This is a genomic window from Streptomyces sp. NPDC093984 (assembly GCF_044764595.1).
GTDB lineage: Bacteria > Actinomycetota > Actinomycetes > Streptomycetales > Streptomycetaceae > Streptomyces > Streptomyces cynarae.
Genome location: NZ_JBIWIM010000007.1, coordinates 394928 through 416985 on the forward strand (window position 1 = coordinate 394928; position 22058 = coordinate 416985).

19 protein-coding genes are annotated in these 22058 nt (G+C 72.9%); 6 read left to right on the top strand and 13 right to left on the bottom strand.

Annotated elements, in window-relative coordinates; genetic code table 11:
• The first annotated feature begins 252 nt into the window (after nt 1-252).
• A complete protein-coding gene (locus tag ACIRC0_RS26245; RefSeq protein ID WP_403620034.1) occupies nt 253-624 on the top strand; it encodes a hypothetical protein in 372 nt (123 codons plus the stop codon).
• Here the strand turns inward: ACIRC0_RS26245 and ACIRC0_RS26250 are convergent.
• Both ACIRC0_RS26250 and ACIRC0_RS26255 read right to left on the bottom strand, forming a co-directional pair.
• The gene (locus tag ACIRC0_RS26250) at nt 588-950 is read right to left on the bottom strand and encodes a MerR family transcriptional regulator (RefSeq protein WP_403620037.1); all 363 of its coding nucleotides are present in this window, start codon (nt 948-950) and stop codon (nt 588-590) included. The two genes, ACIRC0_RS26245 and ACIRC0_RS26250, sit on opposite strands and share 37 nt — an antisense overlap.
• 152 nt (nt 951-1102) lie before the next feature.
• Entirely contained in the window at nt 1103-2272 is a 1170-nt protein-coding gene (locus ACIRC0_RS26255; protein ID WP_403620040.1) for a PucR family transcriptional regulator, read from the bottom strand.
• A gap of 127 nt (nt 2273-2399) precedes the next feature.
• On the opposite strand from ACIRC0_RS26255, the gene ACIRC0_RS26260 reads away from it, so the two are divergent.
• On the top strand, nt 2400-3569 hold the full coding sequence (locus ACIRC0_RS26260; RefSeq protein WP_403620044.1) for a lactate 2-monooxygenase: 1170 nt from the start codon (nt 2400-2402) through the stop codon (nt 3567-3569).
• A complete protein-coding gene (locus ACIRC0_RS26265; protein ID WP_403620047.1) occupies nt 3566-4585 on the top strand; it encodes a 2-hydroxyacid dehydrogenase in 1020 nt (339 codons plus the stop codon). Before ACIRC0_RS26260 ends, ACIRC0_RS26265 begins: the two co-directional genes overlap by 4 nt.
• A 79-nt stretch (nt 4586-4664) precedes the next feature.
• Here the strand turns inward: ACIRC0_RS26265 and ACIRC0_RS26270 are convergent, their stop codons facing one another.
• The 5 genes from ACIRC0_RS26270 to ACIRC0_RS26290 all read right to left on the bottom strand — a co-directional run bounded on the left by ACIRC0_RS26270 (nt 4665) and on the right by ACIRC0_RS26290 (nt 11873).
• Entirely contained in the window at nt 4665-5765 is a 1101-nt protein-coding gene (locus tag ACIRC0_RS26270; RefSeq protein ID WP_403620050.1) for a glutamate--cysteine ligase, read from the bottom strand.
• Nucleotides 5766-5912: 147 nt separating this feature from the next.
• On the bottom strand, nt 5913-7505 hold the full coding sequence (locus ACIRC0_RS26275; RefSeq protein WP_403620054.1) for an RICIN domain-containing protein: 1593 nt from the start codon (nt 7503-7505) through the stop codon (nt 5913-5915).
• A 534-nt stretch (nt 7506-8039) separates the two neighbouring features.
• A complete protein-coding gene (locus ACIRC0_RS26280) occupies nt 8040-8417 on the bottom strand; it encodes a toxin Doc (protein WP_403620057.1) in 378 nt (125 codons plus the stop codon).
• A 3-nt stretch (nt 8418-8420) separates the two neighbouring features.
• Nucleotides 8421-8666: a hypothetical protein gene (locus ACIRC0_RS26285; RefSeq protein ID WP_403620060.1), complete on the bottom strand. Its 246-nt coding sequence runs from the start codon at nt 8664-8666 to the stop codon at nt 8421-8423.
• A gap of 111 nt (nt 8667-8777) precedes the next feature.
• Nucleotides 8778-11873, bottom strand: a complete 3096-nt coding sequence (locus tag ACIRC0_RS26290; RefSeq protein ID WP_403620063.1) for a glycoside hydrolase family 2 TIM barrel-domain containing protein — start codon at nt 11871-11873, stop codon at nt 8778-8780.
• A gap of 246 nt (nt 11874-12119) precedes the next feature.
• On the opposite strand from ACIRC0_RS26290, the gene ACIRC0_RS26295 reads away from it, so the two are divergent.
• On the top strand, nt 12120-14516 hold the full coding sequence (locus ACIRC0_RS26295; protein WP_403620066.1) for a SpoIIE family protein phosphatase: 2397 nt from the start codon (nt 12120-12122) through the stop codon (nt 14514-14516).
• Between the two features lie 275 nt (nt 14517-14791).
• Here the strand turns inward: ACIRC0_RS26295 and ACIRC0_RS26300 are convergent, their stop codons facing one another.
• Both ACIRC0_RS26300 and ACIRC0_RS26305 read right to left on the bottom strand, forming a co-directional pair.
• On the bottom strand, nt 14792-16534 hold the full coding sequence (locus tag ACIRC0_RS26300; protein ID WP_403620069.1) for a ricin-type beta-trefoil lectin domain protein: 1743 nt from the start codon (nt 16532-16534) through the stop codon (nt 14792-14794).
• A gap of 348 nt (nt 16535-16882) precedes the next feature.
• The gene (locus ACIRC0_RS26305) at nt 16883-17785 is read right to left on the bottom strand and encodes a helix-turn-helix domain-containing protein (RefSeq protein ID WP_403620071.1); all 903 of its coding nucleotides are present in this window, start codon (nt 17783-17785) and stop codon (nt 16883-16885) included.
• Nucleotides 17786-17848: 63 nt separating this feature from the next.
• On the opposite strand from ACIRC0_RS26305, the gene ACIRC0_RS26310 reads away from it, so the two are divergent.
• Complete coding sequence (locus tag ACIRC0_RS26310; RefSeq protein WP_403620073.1) at nt 17849-18643, top strand: phytanoyl-CoA dioxygenase family protein; 795 nt, start codon at nt 17849-17851, stop codon at nt 18641-18643.
• 9 nt (nt 18644-18652) lie between these two features.
• On the opposite strand, the gene ACIRC0_RS26315 is transcribed toward ACIRC0_RS26310, so the two are convergent.
• From ACIRC0_RS26315 to ACIRC0_RS26325, 3 genes are read right to left on the bottom strand one after another with little or no spacing between them, the layout of a single operon-like run.
• Nucleotides 18653-19540, bottom strand: a complete 888-nt coding sequence (locus tag ACIRC0_RS26315) for an alpha/beta fold hydrolase (protein ID WP_403620076.1) — start codon at nt 19538-19540, stop codon at nt 18653-18655.
• Between the two features lie 52 nt (nt 19541-19592).
• Complete coding sequence (locus tag ACIRC0_RS26320; protein WP_403620079.1) at nt 19593-20126, bottom strand: flavoprotein; 534 nt, start codon at nt 20124-20126, stop codon at nt 19593-19595.
• Nucleotides 20123-20845: an FMN-dependent NADH-azoreductase gene (locus ACIRC0_RS26325; RefSeq protein WP_403620082.1), complete on the bottom strand. Its 723-nt coding sequence runs from the start codon at nt 20843-20845 to the stop codon at nt 20123-20125. Before ACIRC0_RS26325 ends, ACIRC0_RS26320 begins: the two co-directional genes overlap by 4 nt.
• A 73-nt stretch (nt 20846-20918) precedes the next feature.
• On the opposite strand from ACIRC0_RS26325, the gene ACIRC0_RS26330 reads away from it, so the two are divergent.
• Complete coding sequence (locus ACIRC0_RS26330) at nt 20919-21812, top strand: sigma-70 family RNA polymerase sigma factor (protein WP_403620084.1); 894 nt, start codon at nt 20919-20921, stop codon at nt 21810-21812.
• A 24-nt stretch (nt 21813-21836) separates the two neighbouring features.
• On the opposite strand, the gene ACIRC0_RS26335 is transcribed toward ACIRC0_RS26330, so the two are convergent.
• A complete protein-coding gene (locus ACIRC0_RS26335) occupies nt 21837-22046 on the bottom strand; it encodes a ferredoxin (RefSeq protein ID WP_403620087.1) in 210 nt (69 codons plus the stop codon).
• Between the last annotated feature and the right edge of the window lie 12 nt (nt 22047-22058).

Below are 22058 nucleotides of genomic sequence, written 5' to 3' on the forward strand. Positions count from 1 at the left end.
CGCCCATCGGAGCGAGGCGCTCTTTCATCGTCCGCTTCGATCCGCCGGGCGTCGATCCGGAGTCCGTCGACGTGAGCGTGGAGCGCGATGTCCTGACCGTCCGCGCCGGGTGTCCCGCCGCCGACGTCAGGGAGATCGCCGCGTGACAGACATGACACCGGGCGCGGCGGGCGACCGCGGGCACGCGGTGCGCGAGCGGGCACCGTCCAGGTCGTCCCTCCGTCCGCTCCCGACCGACCGGAGGTGGTGTGTGTGATCACCGAACTGGCCGTCGAACGTGTCGAGTTCACCTGTGGCTCGTGCTGGCACCGCTGGAGCGTCGACTACGACGTCCAGCGGTCCACGGACGGCCACGGGGACGAGTGGGAGTACTTCTACCGGGACAACACCCCCGTGCCCTCCCCGTACACGCTGGAGGGTGCGCCGCCGTGCGTGCACTGCGGCCGCCGCTGGGTCGGCCGTCTGGTGGCACGCCGTCCCGTGCCGCTGCCCGGCGGCTCCGACGCCCCGCGCAGCCCGGTCCCCGGGGACGGCAGCCACCGCCCGGAGCGGCACGACGCGCCGCTGCTGCCGGCCGACGCCCACCCTCAGCCGGAGACGGCTCCCGGCCGCTCGTCCGGGTGACCGTCCGCCCGGCTCCGTTCCTCGGGCGGCGCGGCCGCGGCGCGCGCGGCGGCCAGGTCCTCCTCCAGGACCCCCACCCGCTCGCGCAGCGTCAGGACGCGCCGCACCCCGGCGAGGGTCACCCCTTCCGCGACCAGGTCCATCACCTCGGCGACCCGGTCGATCTCGCGCCGGGAGTAGCGGCGCTGGCCGCCCGCGGAGCGGGCCGGGACCACGATGCCGTGGGCGTCCAGCCGCCGCAGGAAGGCGGCCTGGACGCCCAGCATCTCGGCGACCTGGCCGATCGTGTACAGCGCGGCATCGGCATCGTCGATGGAGAGGGCCATCCTCGACTCCTCGGTCCGACGGACCAGACCTCCACCTCAGATTACAGATTTGCTGTCTGTCCCAGAACAGGGTGGAAGGCCATCCGGTCGCATGGCCGTAGTGGATGAATCGTCCACCGAGCGCTGGGTACCGGAGCCAGGCCTGAGGCCGGTCAGGCCTTGAGCGTGCGGGCGATGTCCAGGGTCAGGCGTTGCCAGGGGTCGCGTGGGTCGCGGGACGTCAGGGTGTGCACGCGGCGCAGGCGGTAGCGCAGGGACTGGGGGTGGAGGTGCAGGGCGCGGGCGGCTGCGGTGGCCGAGCCCGCGTCGATGTACGCCGTCAGGGCCTGGAGCAGGTGGCGTTGTTCCGGGTCGGTGAGCGGGCCGAGGACGAGACGGGCGATGTGGTCCGGGGTGGCCGCCGGGTGGCCGGCGAGCAGGGCCAGCACGTGTGCGTCGGCGTCGTCGAGGACGCGGCCGGGCCGGTGGGCGTGGGCGGGGGCCGTGTCGAGGGCGTCGGCAGCCAGTCGGTGCGCGACGGCGACCCGGTCCAGGCCCTCGCCCGTGACGGCGCAGCCACGCCACGCCCGGGCGTCCAGGAGGGCCGGTGCCCGGCCGGCGGCCGTGGCGGGCAGCAGCAGCACCGCGCGGGAGCCGCGCACCGTCGACAGCGACCCGGCGGCGCCGCCGAGCGCGCCGGGAAGTCCGGCGGCGGCCTCGTACGACATGTCGGGGCCGTCACCCGTCGCCGGCTCGGCCACCAGCAGGCAGTACGGATCGGGGAGTTGGACGCCCAGCCGGGCCGCGCGGTCCGTCAGCGCGCCCACCGAGGCGTGCCGGCCGGCGATCAGGTCGTCGAGCAGCAGTCGCAGCGCACGGTCCCGGTCCCCGGCCAGGTCCTCGGTGGTCGCCGCGTACGCCGTGGCCATCTCCTCCGACAGGGTGTCCAGGGCCGTCAGCAGGACCCGGGCCAGCGCCAGGCCGTCCGACGCCGTGATGGCGCGGCCACGGGCGGCGACCTCCTCGGTGAGGACGGCCGCGGCCACCCGGTAGGCACGCAGCACGGCCTGCACGGGCCGGCCGTCGGCCGCGCGGGCCGCCGCGATCCCGCGGAACCGGCGCAGATCGGCCGGTCCCAGGGTGCTGTCGGTGGCCCACAGGTGCAGCAGCCGGTCCACGCCCCAGGCCGCGATGGCCCGCACCTCCGGCAGCCGGCTGTCGTCGAGCGCGGCGTACACCGGCACCGTCGCGTGCACGGCGGCGACGACCGCCTCCACGACCCGAGGGTCGGCGACGATCTCCGCACGGACGGCATTGCGGGCCGTGAGTGGCTGGTTTGTCACAGGGTGATGATTCCAGCCGCGCGATGTGCGCACCACGGTGGACGGACCTTGTCACGGTCGCCAGGATCATCGGCGTACGGCGTGGTCGTACCACGCGGTCTCAGGGACGAGAGGCGGGACGTACGGGATGGCGAAGCACTGGGCGGACTTCCAGTACGAGATCTATCTCAACGGCATGACGGGCGCCGTACCGCGGCTGCCCACCGATCTGACCCGGCTGGAGGCGCTGACCGAGCAGCGGCTCGGTCCCGGCCCGGTCGGCTACGTAGCGGGCAGCGCGGGCACCGGCAGCACCGCCCGGGCGAACCGGGCCGCGCTCGAGCGGCGCCGGATCGTGCCGCGCATGCTGCGGGACGTGCACGACCGCGACCTCTCCGTGGAGGTGCTGGGGCGGCGGCTGCCCGCACCGCTGGCCCTGGCTCCGATCGGCGTGCTGTCGATCATGCATCCGGACGCCGAACCGGCGGCGGCGCGGGCCGCGGCGGCGCAGGGCGTGCCGTTCGTCCTGTCCTCCGCGTCCAGCACGCCGATGGAGCAGGTGGCGGAGGCTTCGGGCGACGGTGAGCGGTGGTTCCAGCTGTACTGGGCCAAGGACCGCGAGGTCACCCGCAGTTTCCTGACCCGGGCGAAGGCGGCCGGGTTCACGGCGCTGTTCGTCACGCTGGACACCCCGCTGCTGGCCTGGCGGCCCCGCGACCTCGACCAGGCGTATCTGCCGTTCCTGCACGGGGTGGGCACCGCGAACTACTTCTCCGACCCGGCGTTCCAGGCCGGCCTGGCGAAGCCGGTGCACGAGGACCCCAACGCGGCCGTGCTGCACTTCGTGAACATGTTCGCGGACCCCGGAAAGACCTGGCCGGACCTGGCGTTCCTGCGGGAGCACTGGGACGGTCCGATCGTCCTGAAGGGCATCCTGCATTCCGACGACGCCCGGGCGGCCGCCGACGCCGGGATGGACGGGGTGGTGGTCTCCAACCACGGCGGCCGGCAGGTGGCCGGTTCCGTGGCCGCCGCAGAGGCGCTGCCGCGGGTGGTGGAGGCGGCCGGGGACCGGCTGACCGTGCTGTTCGACAGCGGGATCCGCACCGGCGACGACGTGTTCAAGGCGCTCGCGCTGGGCGCGCGGGCGGTGCTCGTGGGACGGCCGTACGCCTACGGTCTCGGGCTCGACGGCCAGGCGGGCGTCGAGCACGTGATCCGCTGTCTGCTCGCCGAGTTCGACCTCACCCTCGCCCTCTCCGGGCACGCCCGCCCCGCCACGCTCGGCCCCGCCGACCTGATCGAGGAAGCCTCATGACCCACACGACCGGTACCGACGACACCGCCTACACGGCAGACACCACCGACACCAACAACGTCCTGGCCGTCGTCTCGCCGCACGTGGGTGGGCGGCAGGCGGGCGCCGCGCTCGCCACCGTCTTCCCCGGCGAGGCCCGGGTGACCGTGGTGGAGAGGACCGACGAGGATCCGGCGGCGCTGCGCGGGGCCCACGTGATCGTCACGGGGCTCGGTCCGGTCACCGCGGAACACATCGCCGCCGCACCGGAGTTGAGGCTGATCCAGTGCGCGAGCCACGGCTTCGACTACGTGGACCTGGACGCGGCGCGCGCCCGGAACATCCCGGTGTGCAACATCGGCTCGAGTGGCGCCGAGAAGCAGAACGTGGCCGAGCAGACCTTCGCGCTCATGCTCGCCCTGGCCAAGCAGCTGGTCCCGGCGCACACCGCGCTCGTCGACGCCGACTGGGCGCTGCCCCGGCTGCAGCAGTCGATCACGGAGCTGTCCGGCAAGACCCTCGGCATCGTCGGGCTGGGCCACATCGGCCAGGAAGTGGCACGCCGGGCGGCCGCCTTCGACATGTCGATCGTGTACGCGGGCCCGGAGCCGTTGGACGCGGAGACGGAGGCACGGCTCGGGGCCCGGTACGTGGGCCTCGACGAGCTGCTGCGCACCTCCGACTACGTGACGCTGCACGCGCCCCTCACCGACGCGACCCGGCATCTGCTGAACGCCGAGCGCCTGGCGCTGCTGAAGCCCACCGCGTTCGTGGTCAACACGGCGCGGGGCGCCCTGATCGACCAGGACGCGCTCGCGGACGCGCTGGAGGCCGGCGCGCTGGCCGGGGCGGGGATCGACGTCTTCGACCCCGAACCGCCCACCCCGGCCCTGAGGCTGCTGAAGGCGCCGAACGTGGTGCTGTCGCCGCATGTCGCCGGTGTCACCCGGGAGACACTGGTGCGGATCGCGCTGGCGGCGGTCCGCAACGCGGCGGACTTCCTGACGAGCGGGGAACTACAGGACGTCGTGTCCTGATCTTACTGACGCTTCGTCAGGACTGCTGGGCCCTCCGGATGTGCCCGCCTGGGCGCGGCCCGCCTCTTCTGACGCCACATCAGGGCTGCAGCTCACCCTGGGTGTGGCGTACGCACTCCAGGACGACGTCGCGCAGGCTCCCGGTCCGCTCCATGAGTTCCCGCTGCACCCGGGCGCCGTTCCCCCGCTCCAGCAGCCCGGTCACGGCCTGGTCCGCACCGTCGAGGTCATCGGTGCCGGCCAGCGCGTCACCGACGTGGTCGAGCAGGTCCCGCACCACCGACTCCGCCGGCATGCGCCGCATCGTCCTCGGGTGCAGCAGCTCACCCGCCAGGCCGGACCGGGCCGCCTGCCAGGCGGCCAGCCGCAGCAGACTCACGCTGTGGTCCACCGGCTCCCGGCCCGCCCGCCACTCGCGCGCCGCGGTCTCCACCAGCCCGCGGGCGAGGGTGGCGATCAACTGCGCGGTGTCCGCGTGCAGGCAGACGTCGGGGACCCGGAGCTCCACCGTCGGGTACCGCTCGGACAGACGCGCGTCGAAGTAGACCATCGCCTCGTCGAGGATGACTCCGGTGGCGACCATGTCGGCCACCCGCCGGTGGTACCGCTCGGGCGACCCGAACAGCTCGGTCGGCCCCGCGGAGGGCCAGCGCCCCCACACCCGGCTGCGGTAGCTCTCGTAGCCGGAGTCCCTGCCCTGCCAGAACGGGGAGTTGGCGCTCAGGGCGACCAGTACGGGGAGCCAGGGCCGCACGCGGTCGACCACCGCGACGGCCTCCTCGTCCGACTCCACCGAGACGTGCACATGGCAGCCGCAGACCAGTTGTTCCGTCGTGGCGATGCCGTACTGCTCGGCCATCCACTGGTAGCGGCGGTTCATGCTGATGGACGGGCTCACCGGCAGCGGTGAGGTGGCCAGCGCGGCCACGGCGCAGCCGATCCCCCCGGCGTGTTCTGCCGCCTCCCGGCGGCAGCGGACGATCTCGGCACCGAGTTCCGTCATGTCCGTCTGCGGATGCGTGGCGAACTCCAGCATCTGACCGTAGAGCTCCTTCTCGAACAGGCCCTCGTCCGCCTCGTCCTGCGCGGCGCGGGCGAGCACCGCGGCCGACAACGCCTTCGGCTCACCGGTCTCCGGGTCGACCAGGAGGAGTTCCTCTTCCACTCCGACGGTCCGCACGTCATGCCGCCTCTCTGTCCGTCTGCCGCGACCACTGGTGATCGCGGGGTCATCCGCCCACCCCGACTACCCTCCCGGACGGACGGTAGTCGGGTATGAGGACGCGGCCCTCGGCTCGCCGTGTGTCGCTCGGAGCAGGGCGGTGACTCAGACAGGACCGAGGGTGGGTCCCTCCAAGGCCGCCGGCTGCCGGTACGAGCGGGCGTCGGTCGCCCACCGCTGGGCGTCGGAACCGTCGCGGTCCTTGACGACGATGTCGGCGTCGGGGTCGGGGCTCGCGGGCGTGACGGCGAGGCCCGCGCCCCAGCGCGGGAGCAACTCGCCCCCCACGGTGAGGTCGTAGCGGACGTCGTCGGCGTGCGCCCGGCCCGCCTCGACGCACGGGGCGAGCGTGACAGCTCCGTCGGTGGCGTGGGAGTCGAGGCACAGGCCCGGGTCCGCGACACTGCGCAGCAGGCCGTCGCTCTCGTACGACCACTTCTGGGTCCACGCCGAGGAGCAGGTCGCGAGCCGGGTGCCCGCACCGTCCCTGACCGTGCCGCGGATGTCGAGGCAGAGCCCGGCGGCGACGGCGCGCAGTCGGGTCTCCTGCGGGGCTGTGGGCAGCCCGGCCGTGTCGGGCGGCGCTTGGGGGCCGGAGCGGGGCGAGGGGGTGTGGGAGCCGCCGCCCGCGCTGGTGGAGGCGACCGGGTCGGCACCGCTTCCGTCGTCGGTCCAGACTCCGGTGACCAGCAGGGCCAGCAGGACGGCGACGGTGGCGAAGCCGACGCCGGTCAGCAGCGTCCTCGTGTTCCGCTCCCCCGCGGTGATCCTGCGGCCCGCCGCGGGGATCCTCGTGAGCAACCGGTGGCGTCCGCCGCCGCCCGGGCGCCGGCCGCGGGAGCCGGAGCGCACTGGGTGCGGGGTGCGGCCGTGACGGGAGTCGAGGTAGCGCCGGGCGCCCCAGCCGAGGACCGCCTCGGCCAGCAGCGCGCCGAGGCCGTCCTCGCACCGGCGCAGTTGTTCGGCGGCGGAACGGCAGTGGCGGCACTGCAGGACATGCTGGTGCACCTCGGGCAGCAGGTCGCCGCCGCGGCGCAGGGGGATGTCCAGCAGCCGGTTGTGGAAGCGGCATTCGGCGCTCGGCGCGAGTTCCCGGTGGGCGCGTACACAGCCCGCCCGGAATTCTTCGCGTGCCTGTTCCAGTGCGGCCGCCGCGGTCTGGGAGTCCATGCCGAGCAGAACGGCAGGGACGGATATGTGTTCGGCTTCGACCTCGGTGTGCCACAGCAGGGACTGGGCGAAAGGGGACAGAGCGCGGAAAGCGTGTTCGGCGAGGGCGCTGTTTTCGGGTGTCAGGAACTTCGCGGCGCGCATACCGCGAGCCCCCGCGGGTTTCCTCAGCTCCGGCAGAGCACCGGATATCCGGTCCTCCGCCGCCCATTCCGCGACCGTGTCCCGGACGGCCACGAGAAGCCTCGGACGCAGCGCCACCGCGGAACGGGAGCGGGTGAGGTCGCCGAGGACCCGGTGGAAGGCGGCGGCGGTGGCCATCGCGGCGACGTCGCGGGAGGAGGCGAGGCAGATGACCGCGTAGTCGTAGGCCGCCTGCCAGTGTCTGGCCATCAGCAGCGCGACGGGCAGGGCGGTCTCGCCCACGGGCCGGCCCCTGAGCCGGGCGGCCAGGTTCTCGTCGGATTCTCCCGGTGCCGCGCCGGGACGGGGAGGATAGGGCGGACGCGGGGGGTGGGGGGTGTGCACTGAGCGGGTTCCTTCCAAGGCACAAGGCTGCACACGGAGTTCTGCTCGCCGAAAAGACCCGGTTGCTGGGCCTTTTCGGCGCCGCGCCGGGAAAATGGTCTCGGGTGACGGCTGCACGGCGATCGTCGGCGGATGCGCCTTTTGAGCTCGCCGACGGCCCGGAATAGCGAGCAGCGACGCCGCCCCGGCCATTGCCCCTGCGCAGACAGGTCACCTTTGCACAGGTCACTGATGGCCAACAAGGCACTTGAACAACATCCGCACCAGGAAAAGGACAGGGGGAGCCTGTGTCACCAACTCCCTGTTTATGTAACCGTTTTCGCCGACCCCACGCGCCCCGTGTGAACCGCGCGCCCATGCCGGCGCCGCTCGCACGCTCCCGCCGCGGCGGGGCTCCGTAGTCCACTGGAGCCGGCCTTCTCTTCGGCCCCGCGCGGCACGGCGGCACTGCCGCGCGCAACGGGCCGCCGACCCTGATCTCCCGCCCTCGGTCGGCGGCCCAGAAGGCGGGCGGAACAGGGGATGTGAGCGACCTCAGATCTGCCAGGACCGCAGTCGGTCCGCGGCGCCGTAGACGTCGGCCTTGCCGGAGATCAGGTCACGGGTGAGGTCGACGAGGGCGCCGTAGGGCGGGTCGATGCCGACGCCGCTGACGTACATGTACGCGACCGCGGTGGCGCAGGCGAAGCGGGCGTTCGCCGACGGCAGCGGCTTGAGCAGCGCGAGGGTGTGCAGCAGGGCGGCGGCGCGCCAGGCCGGGTCGGAGTCCACACCGAGGCGGGGCGGGTCCACGCGGTGCCGGGCGACCGCGGCGACCAGCGCGGAGAAGTCGTTGATGACGGGCTGGTCCGGCAGGACCTCTTCGTGGCGCTGAAGCAGCCAGGGCACGTCGATATGGATGACGGAGGTCATCGGTCAGGCGTCCTGCCCCTCGCCCTTCACGGCTGGCTCGTCGTCGGGGAACGCCGCCGCGAACTCGTCGGCGTGCGTGGCGAAGAACCGGCGGAAGGCCTCGGCGCCCTCCTGAAGGGCCCGGTGCCGGGCGATGTCGGCCGCGGCGGCCTCGCGCACCAGGGCCTTCATCGACGTACCGCGCTCCTTGGCGATCTGCCGCAGGTCCTCTAGCTCCCGATCACTGAACTCCACGTTGAGGGCTGGCATGCCGTAACGGTACAGCGAGGGTACTTACTCGTAAATACCCCCAGGTCAGCGCGGGGTGCCCACGGTACCGGCGGCAGTGCGGCACAGCCGCCGGTACCTCAGGGCCCCGGTTCAGCCGGCCGGGACCTCGAGCCGGCTGATGCGGACCGCGCCGTCGGCGGCGCCCGGGTGGGCGCTGGTCATCGCCAGGCGCAGGCGGGAGCCGCGGACCGCGTCGAAGGTGATCACGGTCGGGGCATCGGAGGCGGTGGCCCGGTCCACGGCGGCGCCGGTCACGGGCACGTACCGCTCGCCGTCCCAGACGGAGACCTCGACCGAGGCGGGCAGGGCGTGGGTGGCGTCGACGGTGAAGGAGACCTCGACGCGGTCCATGGTCCGCCGGCGCCCGAAGTCGACCGACACCCAGTCCTTCGGCCGGGCGCCGTTGAAGGCGGGCAGCAGGGCGGTGGCCGACTTGTAGAAGGCGTTGGACCACCCGGTGGCCGGGTCGCCGTCGAGCATGGCGGCGGGAAGGGTGTCGGGGCGGCCGGAGTAACTCGCGTCGGCCTGGGGGTAGGTGGGAGCCGCCGGAAGGTCGGGCTTGAACACCGGCGCCGGTGTGAGCGCGGTGGACCGCGCGGGAGTGGTGCGGACGGTCGCGGTGGCGGTGCGCAGCCCGTCCGCCCGGGCCGTCACCTTCAGGGTCCCCGCCCTGGTGCCGGAGCGCACGATGGCGAGCGCCTTCCCGTGGAAGGCGGTCCGGGTGGTGGCCTGGTAGCGCTCGGCGCTCTCCTCCCGGCCGTTGTCCAGGGCGGCGAGGGAGCCGCCCTTCACATCGAAGGTGATCAGGTCCTCGGCGTCGGGCACCACCACGCCGTCGGCGTCGACGACTTCGGCGGTCACGAAGAGGAGGGAGCGGCCGTCGGCGGCCAGGGACGTACGGTCCGGAGTGAGGCGCAGGGCGTGCGGGGGCCCGGCGGTGCGCAGGACGTCGGTCGCGACCACCTTGCCGTCCCGTCGCGCGACCGCCTTCAACTCGCCCGGCTCGAAGGGCACCTTCCAGGTGAGGTGGAGCTTGCCCGCGCTGCCGTTCGGGCTCGTGTAGCTGCCGGGGTAGGGGCCCGAGGTGAACGTCTTGTCGTCGCCGGTCGCCTCGGTGGTCTCCAGGTAGGCACGCCCGTCCGTCGTCTTCTTGGTGTCGAACCTCCTGGTCCCGAGGGACTTTCCGTTCAGGAACAGCTCGACGGTGTCGACGTTGGCGTACGCCCAGACCTCGACCGTGTCCCCCTTGTCGTGGTTCCAGGTCATGGGCACCAGATGGACCATGGGCTCGCCGGTCCACTGGCTCCTGAACAGGTGGTACATGTCCTTGGGGAAGCCGGCCGTGTCGACGGCGCCGAAGAAGGACGCCTTCACCGGGAAGACGTCGTACGGCGTGGGCTCCCCGATGTAGTCGATGCCCGACCACAGGAACTGCCCGGTGAACCACTTCCGGTCGCGGTCCTTCTTGTGCCCGTACTCGCCGCTCATGGTCCAGGAGGCGAGGTTGTTGTCGTACGAGGAGGTGGCGCGCCGGCCGGGTGTGTGGTTCTCGCCGGTGTTGAGGTGCTCGGGCTCCTGGTAGGTGCCGCGCGTCGAGGTCTCGGACGACGACTCGGACTCGAAGAGGAACAGGTGCGGGTAGGCGGCGTGCAGGGCGTCCACCGACTTGGCGGTGTTGTAGTTCAGGCCCAGGCCGTCGAGCTTGGCGAGCATGAGGTCGGCCGCCGAGCCCTTCTTGGGGACGCTGCGGTATTTGTCCGAGCCGATGACGAGTGGGCGGGTGTCGTCGACGGCCTTGATCGCGCCTATGATCCGGTCCGCCATGGCGAGCCCGGCGGTGGACGTGGAGTCGGGGATCTCGTTGCCGATCGACCACAGGACCACGGCCGGTGAGTTGCGGGCCGCGAGCACCATCTCGGTGGCGTCCTTCTCGCACCAGTCGTCGAAGAACCGGTGGTAGTCGTACGTGGTCTTGCCGGTGTGCCAGCAGTCGAACGCCTCGACCATCATCACGATGCCCAGCTCCTCGCAGACCTGGATCATCTGCGGTGAGGGCGGGTTGTGGGAGGTGCGGAAGGCGTTGACCCCCATCGACTTCATGATCGTCATCTGCCGGCGTACGGCGTCGATGCTGATCGCCGCCCCGAGGGCGCCCTGGTCGTGGTGCAGGTCGACACCCTTGATCTTGGCGTGGGTGCCGTTGAGGGAGAACCCCTCGTCCGGGTCGAAGCGGAAGGAACGGATGCCGAAGGTGGTGTCGTAGGTGTCGACGGTCTCGCCGCCCACCCGTAGTTCGGTGTGCAGGGTGTACCGGTGGTCAGGGGTGGCGAAGTCCCACAACCTGGGCCTGGGCACGCTCAGTTCATGGGTCTCGGTCGTGGTGCCGGTGACGGTGACCGTGGAGGACGTCCGGGCGACGGTCCGGCCGTCCGGGTCCGTGACCGCCGAGCGGATCTCCACGTCCACCGTGGCCCCCGACTCGTTCACCACCGAGGTGCGCGCCCGGACGACGGCGCGGGCCTCGGTGATGTCCGGCGTGGTGACGTGGGTGCCCCAACGCGCCACGTGCACCTGCTCGGTGATCACCAGCCGGGCCTCGCGGTAGATGCCGCTGCCCGAGTACCAGCGGCTGCTCGGGAGCTGGTTCTGGACCTTGACCGCGAGGACGTTCTCGGTGGTGCCGTCGGTGTGCAGCACATCGGTGAGGTCGAAGGCGAAACCGGTGTAGCCGTAGGGGTGGCGGCCGACTTCGGTGCCGTTGCAGTAGACGTACGAGTCCATGTAGACGCCGTCGAACTCCACCGATATCCGCTTCCCGGTGAGCGTCGACGGCAGGGTGAAGGCGATGCGGTACCAGCCGAGACCTCCGGGGAAGAAGCCGGTGCCGCTGGTGGTGCCGTGCTCGGTGGTGGGGGTCTGCTCGATGCTCCAGTCATGGGGCACGGCGACCTCGCGCCAGCCCGAGTCGTCGTACCCGGGCGCGGCGGCTTCGCCGTACGCCCCCGTCGGGTCGGTGATGCCGCCCGGGTTGACCAGCGCGAACCGCCAGCCGTCGCGAAGGGCCACCGTCCGGCGTCCCGGAGCGCGGGCGGCTGCCGCCGCCGGGGCGCTCCCGGCGCCGAGGAGTGCGCCGGCCGCCGGGGCTGCCGTGCCGGCGATCAGGACCGATCTGCGCGTGACCGTCATGGGCGGCTCTCCCTCATCAGGGCCCAGAAATACTCACAACTGATCGTGACCAAACAGATTCTGACGGTGTGACACACACACCCGTCAAGGGTGCGGCAGCGTCCTTCTGCCCCACCCGCCACCAACAGCCGGACCCGCTCCCTTCTTGCGGTGGGGCCCGCGGGTTCACTGACCCCCGGTTGGCACTAGGCTGGAACACCAGTGACGGCTCTGCTCACTGTGCGTGTGCGCGATGGAGTGGCGACGATGAGCTCCGGCTATCCGTTCGACGACGCCGACACGGCACGGGCGCTCATCGACCACGAGGGCGTCCTGGTCGAGTGGAACGAGGGTGCGCGCAGGCTGCTCGGCTACGCCCCGGCCGACGTCGTGGGCCGGCCCGCGGCCGAACTGCTGGCCGCCGGAGCGAAGACCGTCCTCCCGATGGATCCCCGCTGGAGCGGCACCCTCGCCCTGCGGCACCGCGACGGCCGGACCGTCTCCGTCTGGCTGCTGGTCCATCACCGGCCGCCGCAGGACGGCGACCACGGCGGCTGGCTGGTGGTCACCCCGCTCACGGGCGGCGGACCGCCTCCCGTGGACGACCCGCTGGCGCGGGCCGACCTCACCCAGTCGCCCTGCGCCGTCGCGATCTACGACGACCGGCTGCGCCTGCACCGGATCAACGGCCCCATGGCCGAGGTGATCGGCCTGCCCGAGGAACGCCTGAGAGGCCTGAGGCTGCCCGAGATCGGCGGCCGGCCGCAGAGCGAGGACATCGAACAGCAGATGTACCGGGTGCTCAGCACCGGCCGGGGCAACGACGTCCACAGTTACGTGCCGATCGGCGGCGACGGCAGCATGCACGCGTGGCTGGCCCGTATGTCCCCGATCACGGACGCCGAGGGGCGGGTGCGGGGAGTGTGCGTGGCCGCCCACGACTTCACCGAGCAGTACCTGGCGCGGCAGAGACTGCAGCTCGTCAACGAGGCGAGCGTCCGCATCGGCACGACCCTCGACGTCACCCGCACCGCGCAGGAGCTCACCGAGGTGTGCGTGCCCGCGCTCGCCGACTTCGTCAGCGTCGACCTGCTGGATCCGCCCGCCGACGGTGCCGAGGGCTATCCGGCCTCGCTCACCGCGCCGGTCGCGCTGTGCCGGGCCGCCCACCGGTCGGTGACCCCCGGCTGCCCCGAGGCGGTCGTCGAACCCGGTCGTGTCGACCTCTACCCCAGCCCCTCACCGCAGGCGGACGCCCTGGTGGCCGGCCGGACGATCGTGGCCACGGGCACCGAGCTCGGCCGGTGGCTCGCCTGGGACCCGGCGCGCGCCGCACGGGTGCGGGACCACGGCATCCACTCCACGATGGCGGTGCCGATCCAGGCCCGTGGCGGAACCCTCGGGGTGGCCGTGTTCTCCCGGTTCCGGCGTCCCGCCGCCTTCACAGCGGACGACGTGCTGCTCGCCGAGGAGATCACGGCCCGGGCCGCCGTCTGTGTCGACAACGCCCGCCGGTTCTCCCGCGAGCGCAGGACCGCGCTCGCCCTCCAGCGCAGCCTGCTGCCCCGCACCCTGCCGCGCACCGCGGCGGTGGAGGCCGCCTCCCGCTATCTGCCCGCGGCGCGTGCCGGGGTGGGCGGCGACTGGTTCGACGTGATCCCGCTGTCCGGGATGCGGGTCGCCATGGTCGTCGGCGACGTCGTCGGCCACGGCATCCAGGCCTCCGCGACCATGGGGCGGCTGCGCACCGCCGTGCGGACGCTCGCCGACATCGACCTGGCACCGGACGAACTGCTCACCCACCTCGACGACCTCGTCGTACGCCTCTCCGGGGAGGCCGGTCGGGACGGCGTCACCGGAGAGGTCGGGGCCACCTGCCTGTACGCGGTGTACGACCCGGTCTCGCGGCGGTGCACGCTCGCCCGCGCGGGCCATCCGACGCCCGTGATGATGATGCCGGGCCGGCCGCCCCGGCCGGTCGAACTGCCGGCCGGGCCGCCCCTGGGCCTGGGCGGGCTGCCCTTCGAGTCGGCCGAGATCGACCTGCCCGAGGGCACCGTCCTCGGCCTGTACACCGACGGGTTGACAGAGAGCCGCGAACGCGATGTGGACACCAGCCGCGAGCTGCTGTGCGCGGCCCTGGCCGGACCGCCCGCCGCGAGCCCGGCGTCCGTCCCCGGCTCCCTGGAGGAGGCCTGCGACCGTGTCCTGCACGCGCTGCTTCCCCCCGGCGGGGCGTCCGACGACGTGGCCCTGCTGCTCGCCCGCACCCGCTCGATGCCCGCCTCCCAGGTGGCGACCTGGGACATCCCCGCGGATCCGGCGCTGGTCGCGGCGGTTCGCAAGCAGGTCGCAGGGCAGGTGGAGACGTGGGGGCACGAGGATGCCGTGTTCACGGCCGAACTGGTGGTCAGTGAGCTGGTCACCAACGCCATACGGTACGGCGAACGGCCGATCCGCCTGCGGCTGATCCATGACGCGGCGACACTCATCTGCGAGGTCTCGGACGCCAGCCACACCGCCCCGCACCTGCGCCGGGCGAGGATCTACGACGAAGGCGGCCGAGGACTGCTCCTGGTGGCCCAGCTCACCCGGCGATGGGGCAGCCGCCACACCGCCGACGGCAAGACGATCTGGGCGGAGCTGAACCTGGTCCAGGAGTGACGCACGGCCGCCCGCCCGGTCAGCGCCGGCCGCCCCCACCGCCGTAGGGTCCCCAGCCCCCGTATCCGCCGTATCCACCCGAACCGTCGTGTCCGCCCCGGCCGTTGGGAACGCAGTACGGGGAGGAGCACGTTCCCCGTCCCTGAGAGGACGGCCAACTCGTGCCCGGGGCGGGCCGGGTGAGGGTGGGAGCCGGCTTCGGGGAGCCGTGAGTCGTGGGGGTGGTCGTACGGGAGGGTGCGGCGCTCGGGGCCGCCGGCGTGACCGTCTCGGCTTCACTGCCCCAGTTTGACCGACTGCATCCTCAGCGAGTTCGGCGTGTCGGTGAGCCAGCGCTGGGTGCCGTCCTGCGTGCGCGGCTTGACCACGAGCCCCGCGCCGGTGGCCGGCGATGCCGGGGTCAGGGCCAGGTCCTGGCTCCAGCGCGGGACGATCGCGCCCTGCACGGTGAAGTCGTAGCGGACGTTCTTCGACTCGGGCCGCGACTGTCCCGCGCACGGGGCGAGCTGCACCGAGTAGCCGAGGTGGGAGTCGAGACACAGTCCGGGTGCGGCACCACTGCGCAGCAGTCCATCCGTCCCGTACGCCCACTGCTGGGTCGCGGACGAGGTGCACGAGACGAGTACGGCCTCGGCGCCGGCCACCGCCTGCTTGCGGTCCAGGCCGATGCACAGCCCGCTGTCCTGGTTGCGCAGCCGCCCGCGGAAGGCACCGGTGGGCACCTCGGCGGCGGCGCCGACCCAGGAGGGCGATCCGGAGGCGCTCGCCCGTGCTCCGGGGCTCGGCTCATCGGACGGCGCAGCGGTGCCGGCGGGGGCGCTGCCGCCGGAGTGGGCGACGGACCACACCACCAGCGGCAGCAGGATGAGCGCGCTCACCGTCGCCACGGCGAGGACGAGCTGCCGGCGTTGCGGGGAGCGGCGGGGGGCCTTGTGCGCGCCGGCGGAGCAGGAGCCGAACCCGGCGGAGGCGGCCGGGGTGCCACGTCCGGGGTCGCTGCCGGCTGCGTCCGTGGCGGGCCGGTACTCGGCGTCGGCAGGTGGCTCAGGCGCGGGGGCGAACCGCCGGTACGCGTCGGCGGGATCGGCCGGCGGCTCGGCGGCGGTGAACCGCCGGTCCGCGTCGGCCGGGTCGACCAGTGGCTCTCCGCCCACGGGCGCTGCCGGCACCGGTTCGGCCGCCCGGCTGCGTGCGGCGGCGGCGTCGAGGTACGCCTGTGCGCCCCAGCCGAGCACGCCCTCGGCGAGGAGGAGCGGAAGCCGGGCGCGGAAGCCCTCCAGTTGCTCGGCGGCATGGTGGCAGTGGGCGCAGCCGTCCATGTGCAGGCGCAGGTCGGGGTCGAGGACGGGGTTCTCCCGGCGCAGCGAGACGTCCAGCAGGCGGACGTAGCGGCGGCACTCCTCGTCGGGCGCGGACTCGCGGTGGACGTCGAGGCACGCCTCGCGCAGCTGCTCGCGCGCCCGCTCGAGCCGCACCTCGGCGTCGCCTGTGTCGATCCCCAACAGGGCTGCCGGAGCGGCGAGTTCCTCACGTTCGACCTCGATGTGCCACAGCAGGCAGCGGGCCGGTTCGGCGAGCCTCGGGAAGGCGCGGGAGACCAGCCGCCGGTTTCCGGGCGGCAGCAGCCGTGCCGCCGCACGCTCGCCCAGTGCGGGGTCCGAGCGGAGGAGGGGGTGCAGCAGCTCCCGCCGGTGGTCGGTGTCCCATTCGGCCGCAAGGCGCCGTATGGCGACCAGCAATTGGGGCCGCCAGGCCGCCGTGGGTCCGCCCTGGCGCGCGGAATCCTCGAAGAGCCGGGTGAATGCGGCGGTGGTGAGCATTCCCGCGGGATGCGCGCCGTCCGTGCACAGGCGGGCGTAGGAGAAGGCGGCTTCCCAGTGCCGGTCGAGCAGTTCGCCGACCGGATGGTGCACGGGCCTCTTCCCGGCGGACTTCTTCAGTTCTGCGGCGAGCTGTTCGTCAGTGACGCCGTACGACGGAACGGGGTCGGGGGAATGGTGCGGGCCCCCACCTTTCACGTCCACGTTCCTCCAAAAAAGCCACGCGGGTTTCTTAGTACATACCAGTGGAGGCACGACCCGGCCGACAGCACGCGGGGGTGTCCACAGGACGCTTGTCCGGCAGGCCGAACTCCGCCCGGGGCAGCTCTCGTGGAGCGGGCGGGGATCGACGGCGCCTGCGTGCGTCGCGGTGAAAGCAATGGTCCGCGCGCTGACGAGGAACACCCTCGCACAGGTCGCCGAGCCCGAACAAGAGACTCCCTCACTTTTCCGTTCGACCTTTGACATACGGCCTGTTGACCAAATGTCAGTCAACTGGGCGCCGGTAACCGTGAATTGTCTCACTCGGCCCCTCCGCGCCGGAATTCAGCCCGAGAAACCCCGTTGTGCGGCCCGGTAGGCGCCCGGCGGTGTTCCATAGCGCCGGCGGAAGAGGCGGTTGAAGTGGAACGGGCTGCCGAAACCGGAGGCGGCGGCGACCCGTTCGACCGAGAGTTCGGTCGCTTCCAGGAGGCGGGCGGCATGCCGCAATCGGGCTTCGCGCAAGGCGGCCATCGGGGAGTGGCCCAGTTGCTCGGTGAAAAGGTGTGCGAATCTGGACGGGGAGAGGGAGACGCCCTCGGCAAGGGACCGCACGGTGTGCGGCGCGGCCGGGTCGGCCGCGATCAGCGCCTCGACGAGGCGGATCCGTTCGTCGATTCCGGAGGAGGACGGGCCCACCCGGGCGGTGGCGAGCAGGACGATCTCCTCGAGGCAGCACAGGGCCAGCTCGCGGGCGGCGGTCCCGTGTGCGACCGCGATCTCGCCGTCGGCGGGCGGCACCGGCTCGGGCGGTGTGCCGAGCCCGCCCCAGCGGGCGTCTGCCAGCATGCGCCTGAAGGCCGTCTCGACACGGTCCCGCCCGTGTCCGGCGCCGACCGTGTAGAGACGGTCACCCACCTCATGGGGCCCCAGCCGGCCGACCCAGGAACTCCGTGCCTGGCAGTGCACCCACCAGAACGCCCAGTGCCGGGCCCCGGGCGCGATCCCGTACCGGTGCGGCACCCCGGGCCCGAGCACCACCAGGTCCCCGTCACCGGCCGTCACCCCGGTGGCGCCCTGGCCCAGGGTGCCCCGCCCGCCGGTGGTCCAGGTGAACAGCCAGCTGTCGGCTCCCCGTGGCCGGTTGATGTTGTATCCCGGCGACTGGTCGAAGCGTCCGACCGTCACCAGGCCGGGCGGCGGGGCCGGGACAGCAGTCCCGGGCAAGTCGTCAGCACGCACAGGCATCCTCCCCACAGGTACTCCCGCCTAGCGTGAGGCACACACCAGACCCTTGAGAAGGGAGGGCCCATGGCAGTCACCGGCATGGAGGGGTTCGAGGAGGACGGGTTCGCGGTCGCGCGCGGGCTGTTCTCCCGGTCCGAGATCGACGCCCTGTGCGCCGAGTTCACGGCGCTGAAGGACGCGGGACCCGTACCGGGGCACTTCGAGCCCCGTGCGTCCGCGGCGGACGAGGCCGCCGATCCGCTGCACGTCCACCCCCGCGTCATGCACCCGCACCGCATCAGCGAGCTGTCACTGCGGTTCCTGCTGGACGCGAGGCTCGGGGAGATTCTCCAGACGCTGCTGGGCGAGGAGGTGCTGGCCGCGCAGAGCATGTTCTACTTCAAGCCGCCGGGCGCCCGGGGTCAGGCGCTGCATCAGGACAACTTCTATCTGCGGGTCGAGCCGGGCACCTGTGTGGCCGCATGGATCGCCTGCGACGTGATCGACCGGGAGAACGGCGGCCTCGAGGTGGTGCCGGGCACGCACCGGATGGACCTGTTCTGCCCGGAGGAGGCGGACATCGAGCTGTCGTTCGCCCGTGAGTACGTGCCGCCGCCGCCCGGCCTCGAACCGGTGCCCGTCGTGATGGAGCCCGGCGACGTGCTGTTCTTCAACGGCAGCCTGGTGCACGGCTCACAGCCCAACCGCAGCGCCGACCGCTTCCGCCGCTCCTTCATCGGCCACTACGTCGGCCGCTCCGCGGAGCGCATCGGCGGCTACTACGACGCCCTGACGATGGACGGCACACCCGTCGCGCTGCCCGAGAGCGAGGGCGCGGGCCCCTGCGGCACGGAGTTCGCCGCCGTGGGTCCGCACTGAGCACCACGGTCAGGACGTGAAGGCGAGGATGGCGTCCGCGACCGCCCGCGGGTTCTCCAGCAGCATGGCGTGCGTGCCGTCGATCGGGGCGACGGTCACATTGGGCCGCTCCTCGGTGAGGGCGGCCAGGTCGCGGGCGAGCCCCCTGGCGTAGGCGAGCATCATCGGATCGAACCAGTCAAGGCCGGGGACGGAGGGCACCTGCCGCTGGGCCCGGCCGAGGAGCAGCGGCGCGGTCATCCTGCGGAACAGGGCGAACAGGTCCAGCGAGTCGATGACCTCGAGCATCTGCAGCGCCTGTTCCCGTCCCGGCCGCAGCTCCAGGGCCCCGTCACCCCGCTCCCGCACGGACCGCCGGATGCCGGCCTCCAGCAGTTCATAGGGGATGCCCAGGCGCTCGGAGATCGCGCGCTGTTCGGCGAGGAGGTCCTTGACCCCGTCCGGGGGCAGCTTCCTGCCCTGGCCGGCCGCGCTCAACTCCCGTACCTGGGCGAGGTGCTGGGCCACATAGTCCGGGTCCAGGCCCACGTACTGGTCCGGGCGTCCCCAGCCGAACCCGTCGAGGTTCACTGCCCCGGGGGTGACGTCCTGGTGCTCCAGCGCGTACACCACGGCGAGGATGCCGCCGAAGGAGTGCCCGACCGGAAGAGCGTCCGGGATGCCGTGCGCCGTCAGGACCTCCTCGAGGTCGCCGAGCACCTCGGGCAGGCGCCAGGGTCCGTCCGGCGAGAGGCCGTGGCCGCGCAGGTCGACGGCGAGCACGCGGTGCCGGGCCACGAGGAGGGGGGCCACGGCCGCCCAGTCGGCGAGCGTGCGCCCGGCACCGTGCAGGAGCAGCAGGGGCGGCCCGTCGCCCCCGTGGTCGTGCACGGCCAGCGCGATACGGTCTGCGGTCATGGCACGACAGTAGAGCGTCGGGTCGGCGTACGCCCTGGTGAACGGGCCCCCGTCAGGGGCGCGGCGTGAGGAGGTCCAGGGCCCGCTGCCAGCGGAACCGCGGGCTGGTGCCGTCCTCGGCCGCCTCTCCGGCGTACGGGTCACCGAACCGCACCCCCATACCGGTGAGCCGTTCGAGGCTCGCGCGGTAGGCGGGGTGGGCCGCCAGCGCCTCGCTCACGCAGGGCAGGACGGCGATCGGGACGCCGAGCCCGTACGCCTCGCACAGGGTGCCGAGGGCCAGGGTGTCGGCTATGCCGGCGGCCCACTTGTTGATCGTGTTGAAGGTGGCGGGGGCCACGACGACCGCGTCGGGGTCCGGGAACGGCCGGGGGTCGCCCGGGGCGCGCCACGCGGACCGGATGGGGCGGCCGGTCCGCTCCTCGACGGCGGCCGTGTCGAAGAACCGGAGGGCGAGCGGGGTGGCGATGACGCCCACCTCCCAGCCCCCGTCCTGGGCGGCGGTGATCAGTTCGGGGACGTCCTGCGCGACTCCGGCGGCGCAGACGACGACGTAGAGGAAGGGTTTGTTGTCGTGTCGGGTCACGCCCGCACCCTAGTGATCACGGCGGGCGGCCGGGTGGCCAGATCGGTCAGTTCTTTCCGGGCCTCCGCGAGGGAGGAGTCCGCCAGGTCCCGGAAGCGGGCGAGGCGGGGGACGAATGAGGCCAGGGCCATCTCGGCCTGCACGAAGTGGAGGTTCTCCTCGGCCACGCCGTGGTCCGTGAACCAGGCGCGCAGATAGGGCCGCTGGAAGTCGAAGGCCGCGCGGGGCGTGCCCGGCCCGTAGGCCCCGCCGCGGGCCATGACCACCACGACCCGGGTGCCGTGAAGCGCGCTGCCGCCTGTCCCCGGGTCGAGGAAGGCGCCGGGGAAGGTCACCCGGTCGATCCACGCCTTGAGCGCGGCGGGCACGGAGAAGTTGTACATCGGCACGCCGAGCAGCACGGTGTCCGCGGCCCGCAGTTCGCGGATCAGCGGCAGGGTGAGCGCCCACTCGCGCCGCTCGTCCGGAGTCCCGGTGAGGGCGCCGACCTCCTCGGGTGGGACGACTCCGCGGCGCTCCAGGCGCCGGCCGAGGACGACGTAGGCGGGGCCCAGCGGCGGCACCGGGTCGGCGGCGAGGTCGCGGTGGCGGTAGCCGTCGATGCCGTGGCGGTCGCGCCAGATGTCCGCGAACAGCGTGGTCAGCCGGCGGGTGAGAGACTCGGCGGCGGGGCCGGCGCTGGAGTCCAGGTGCAGCAGCCGGGGTCGGGGGTCGGCCATGGTCGTCTCCTGTCACTTCCTGGGGTTTCGGTACGTCAGGTAGGTGACGGAGCACGGCCGGGAAAGGTGACCGATGAGTGGACAGGAGGAGCTGGCCGAGCGGTTCGAGGCGCAGCGCGGCCGGCTGCGGGCGGTCGCGTACCGCATGCTCGGTTCGCTCGGTGAGGCGGAGGACGCCGTCCAGGAAACCTGGCTGCGGCTGGCCAGGACCGACGCCGCCGAGGTGGAGAACCTGCCCGGCTGGCTGCGCACCGTGATCTCGCGGATCTGTCTCGACATGCTGCGTTCGCGCGCGTCCCGGCGCGAGGATCCCGAGCCGGTCTCCGACGAGGTGGGGGCGGACGGCGGGGCGTCCGGTCCCGAGGAGGAGGCGCTGCTCGCGGACTCGGTGGGTCTGGCGCTGCTCGTCGTGCTCGACCGGCTCTCCCCCGCCGAGCGGGTGGCGTTCGTGCTGCACGACTCGTTCGGCGTGCCGTTCGAGCAGATCGCGCCCGTCGTGGGCCGCTCGACCGTCACCACCAAGAAGCTCGCGAGCCGCGCCCGGCACAAGGTCCGCGGCACCTCCGCGCCGCCGCCCGCCGAGCTGGACGGGCACCGCCGGGTCGTCGAGGCGTTCCTCGCGGCGGCACGCGGCGGTGACCTGAGCGGGCTGCTGGCGGTGCTGGCGCCCGATGTCGTGCGGCGGGCCGACGCCGCAGCGCTTCCGCCGGGCGGGGCGCCGGAGCTGCGCGGAGCGCGGGCCGTGGCGGGGCAGACGGTGCTGCTGCGCGGGCGGGCCCGGTTCGCCGAGGTGGCGCTGGTGGACGGGGCCGTGGGAGCCGTGGTGGCGCCGTGCGGCCGACTGCGCCTGGTGCTGAAGGTGACGGTCGAGGACGGGAGGATCACCTCCTACGAGGCGATCGCCGATCCCGTGCGGCTGCGCGGGCTCGCACTCGCCGTCCTCGACACGGGAATCACGGGGCGGTGACGGGAATCACGGGGCGGTGAGGAGTCAGCTTCCCTTCTCGGAGACGGTGATGGCGCCCACCGGGCAGGCGCGCGCCGCCTCCCGCACCAGGGGGTCGCCGCCGCCGTCCTCCTTGCCGGGCAGCACCTGGCCGAAGCCGTCGTCGTCCTGGGTGAAGACTGCGGGGGCGGTCAGGGCGCACTGGCCGGCGCCGATGCAGACGTCCGGGTCGATGGAGATGGAGATGTCGGTCATGGCCGCAGCCTC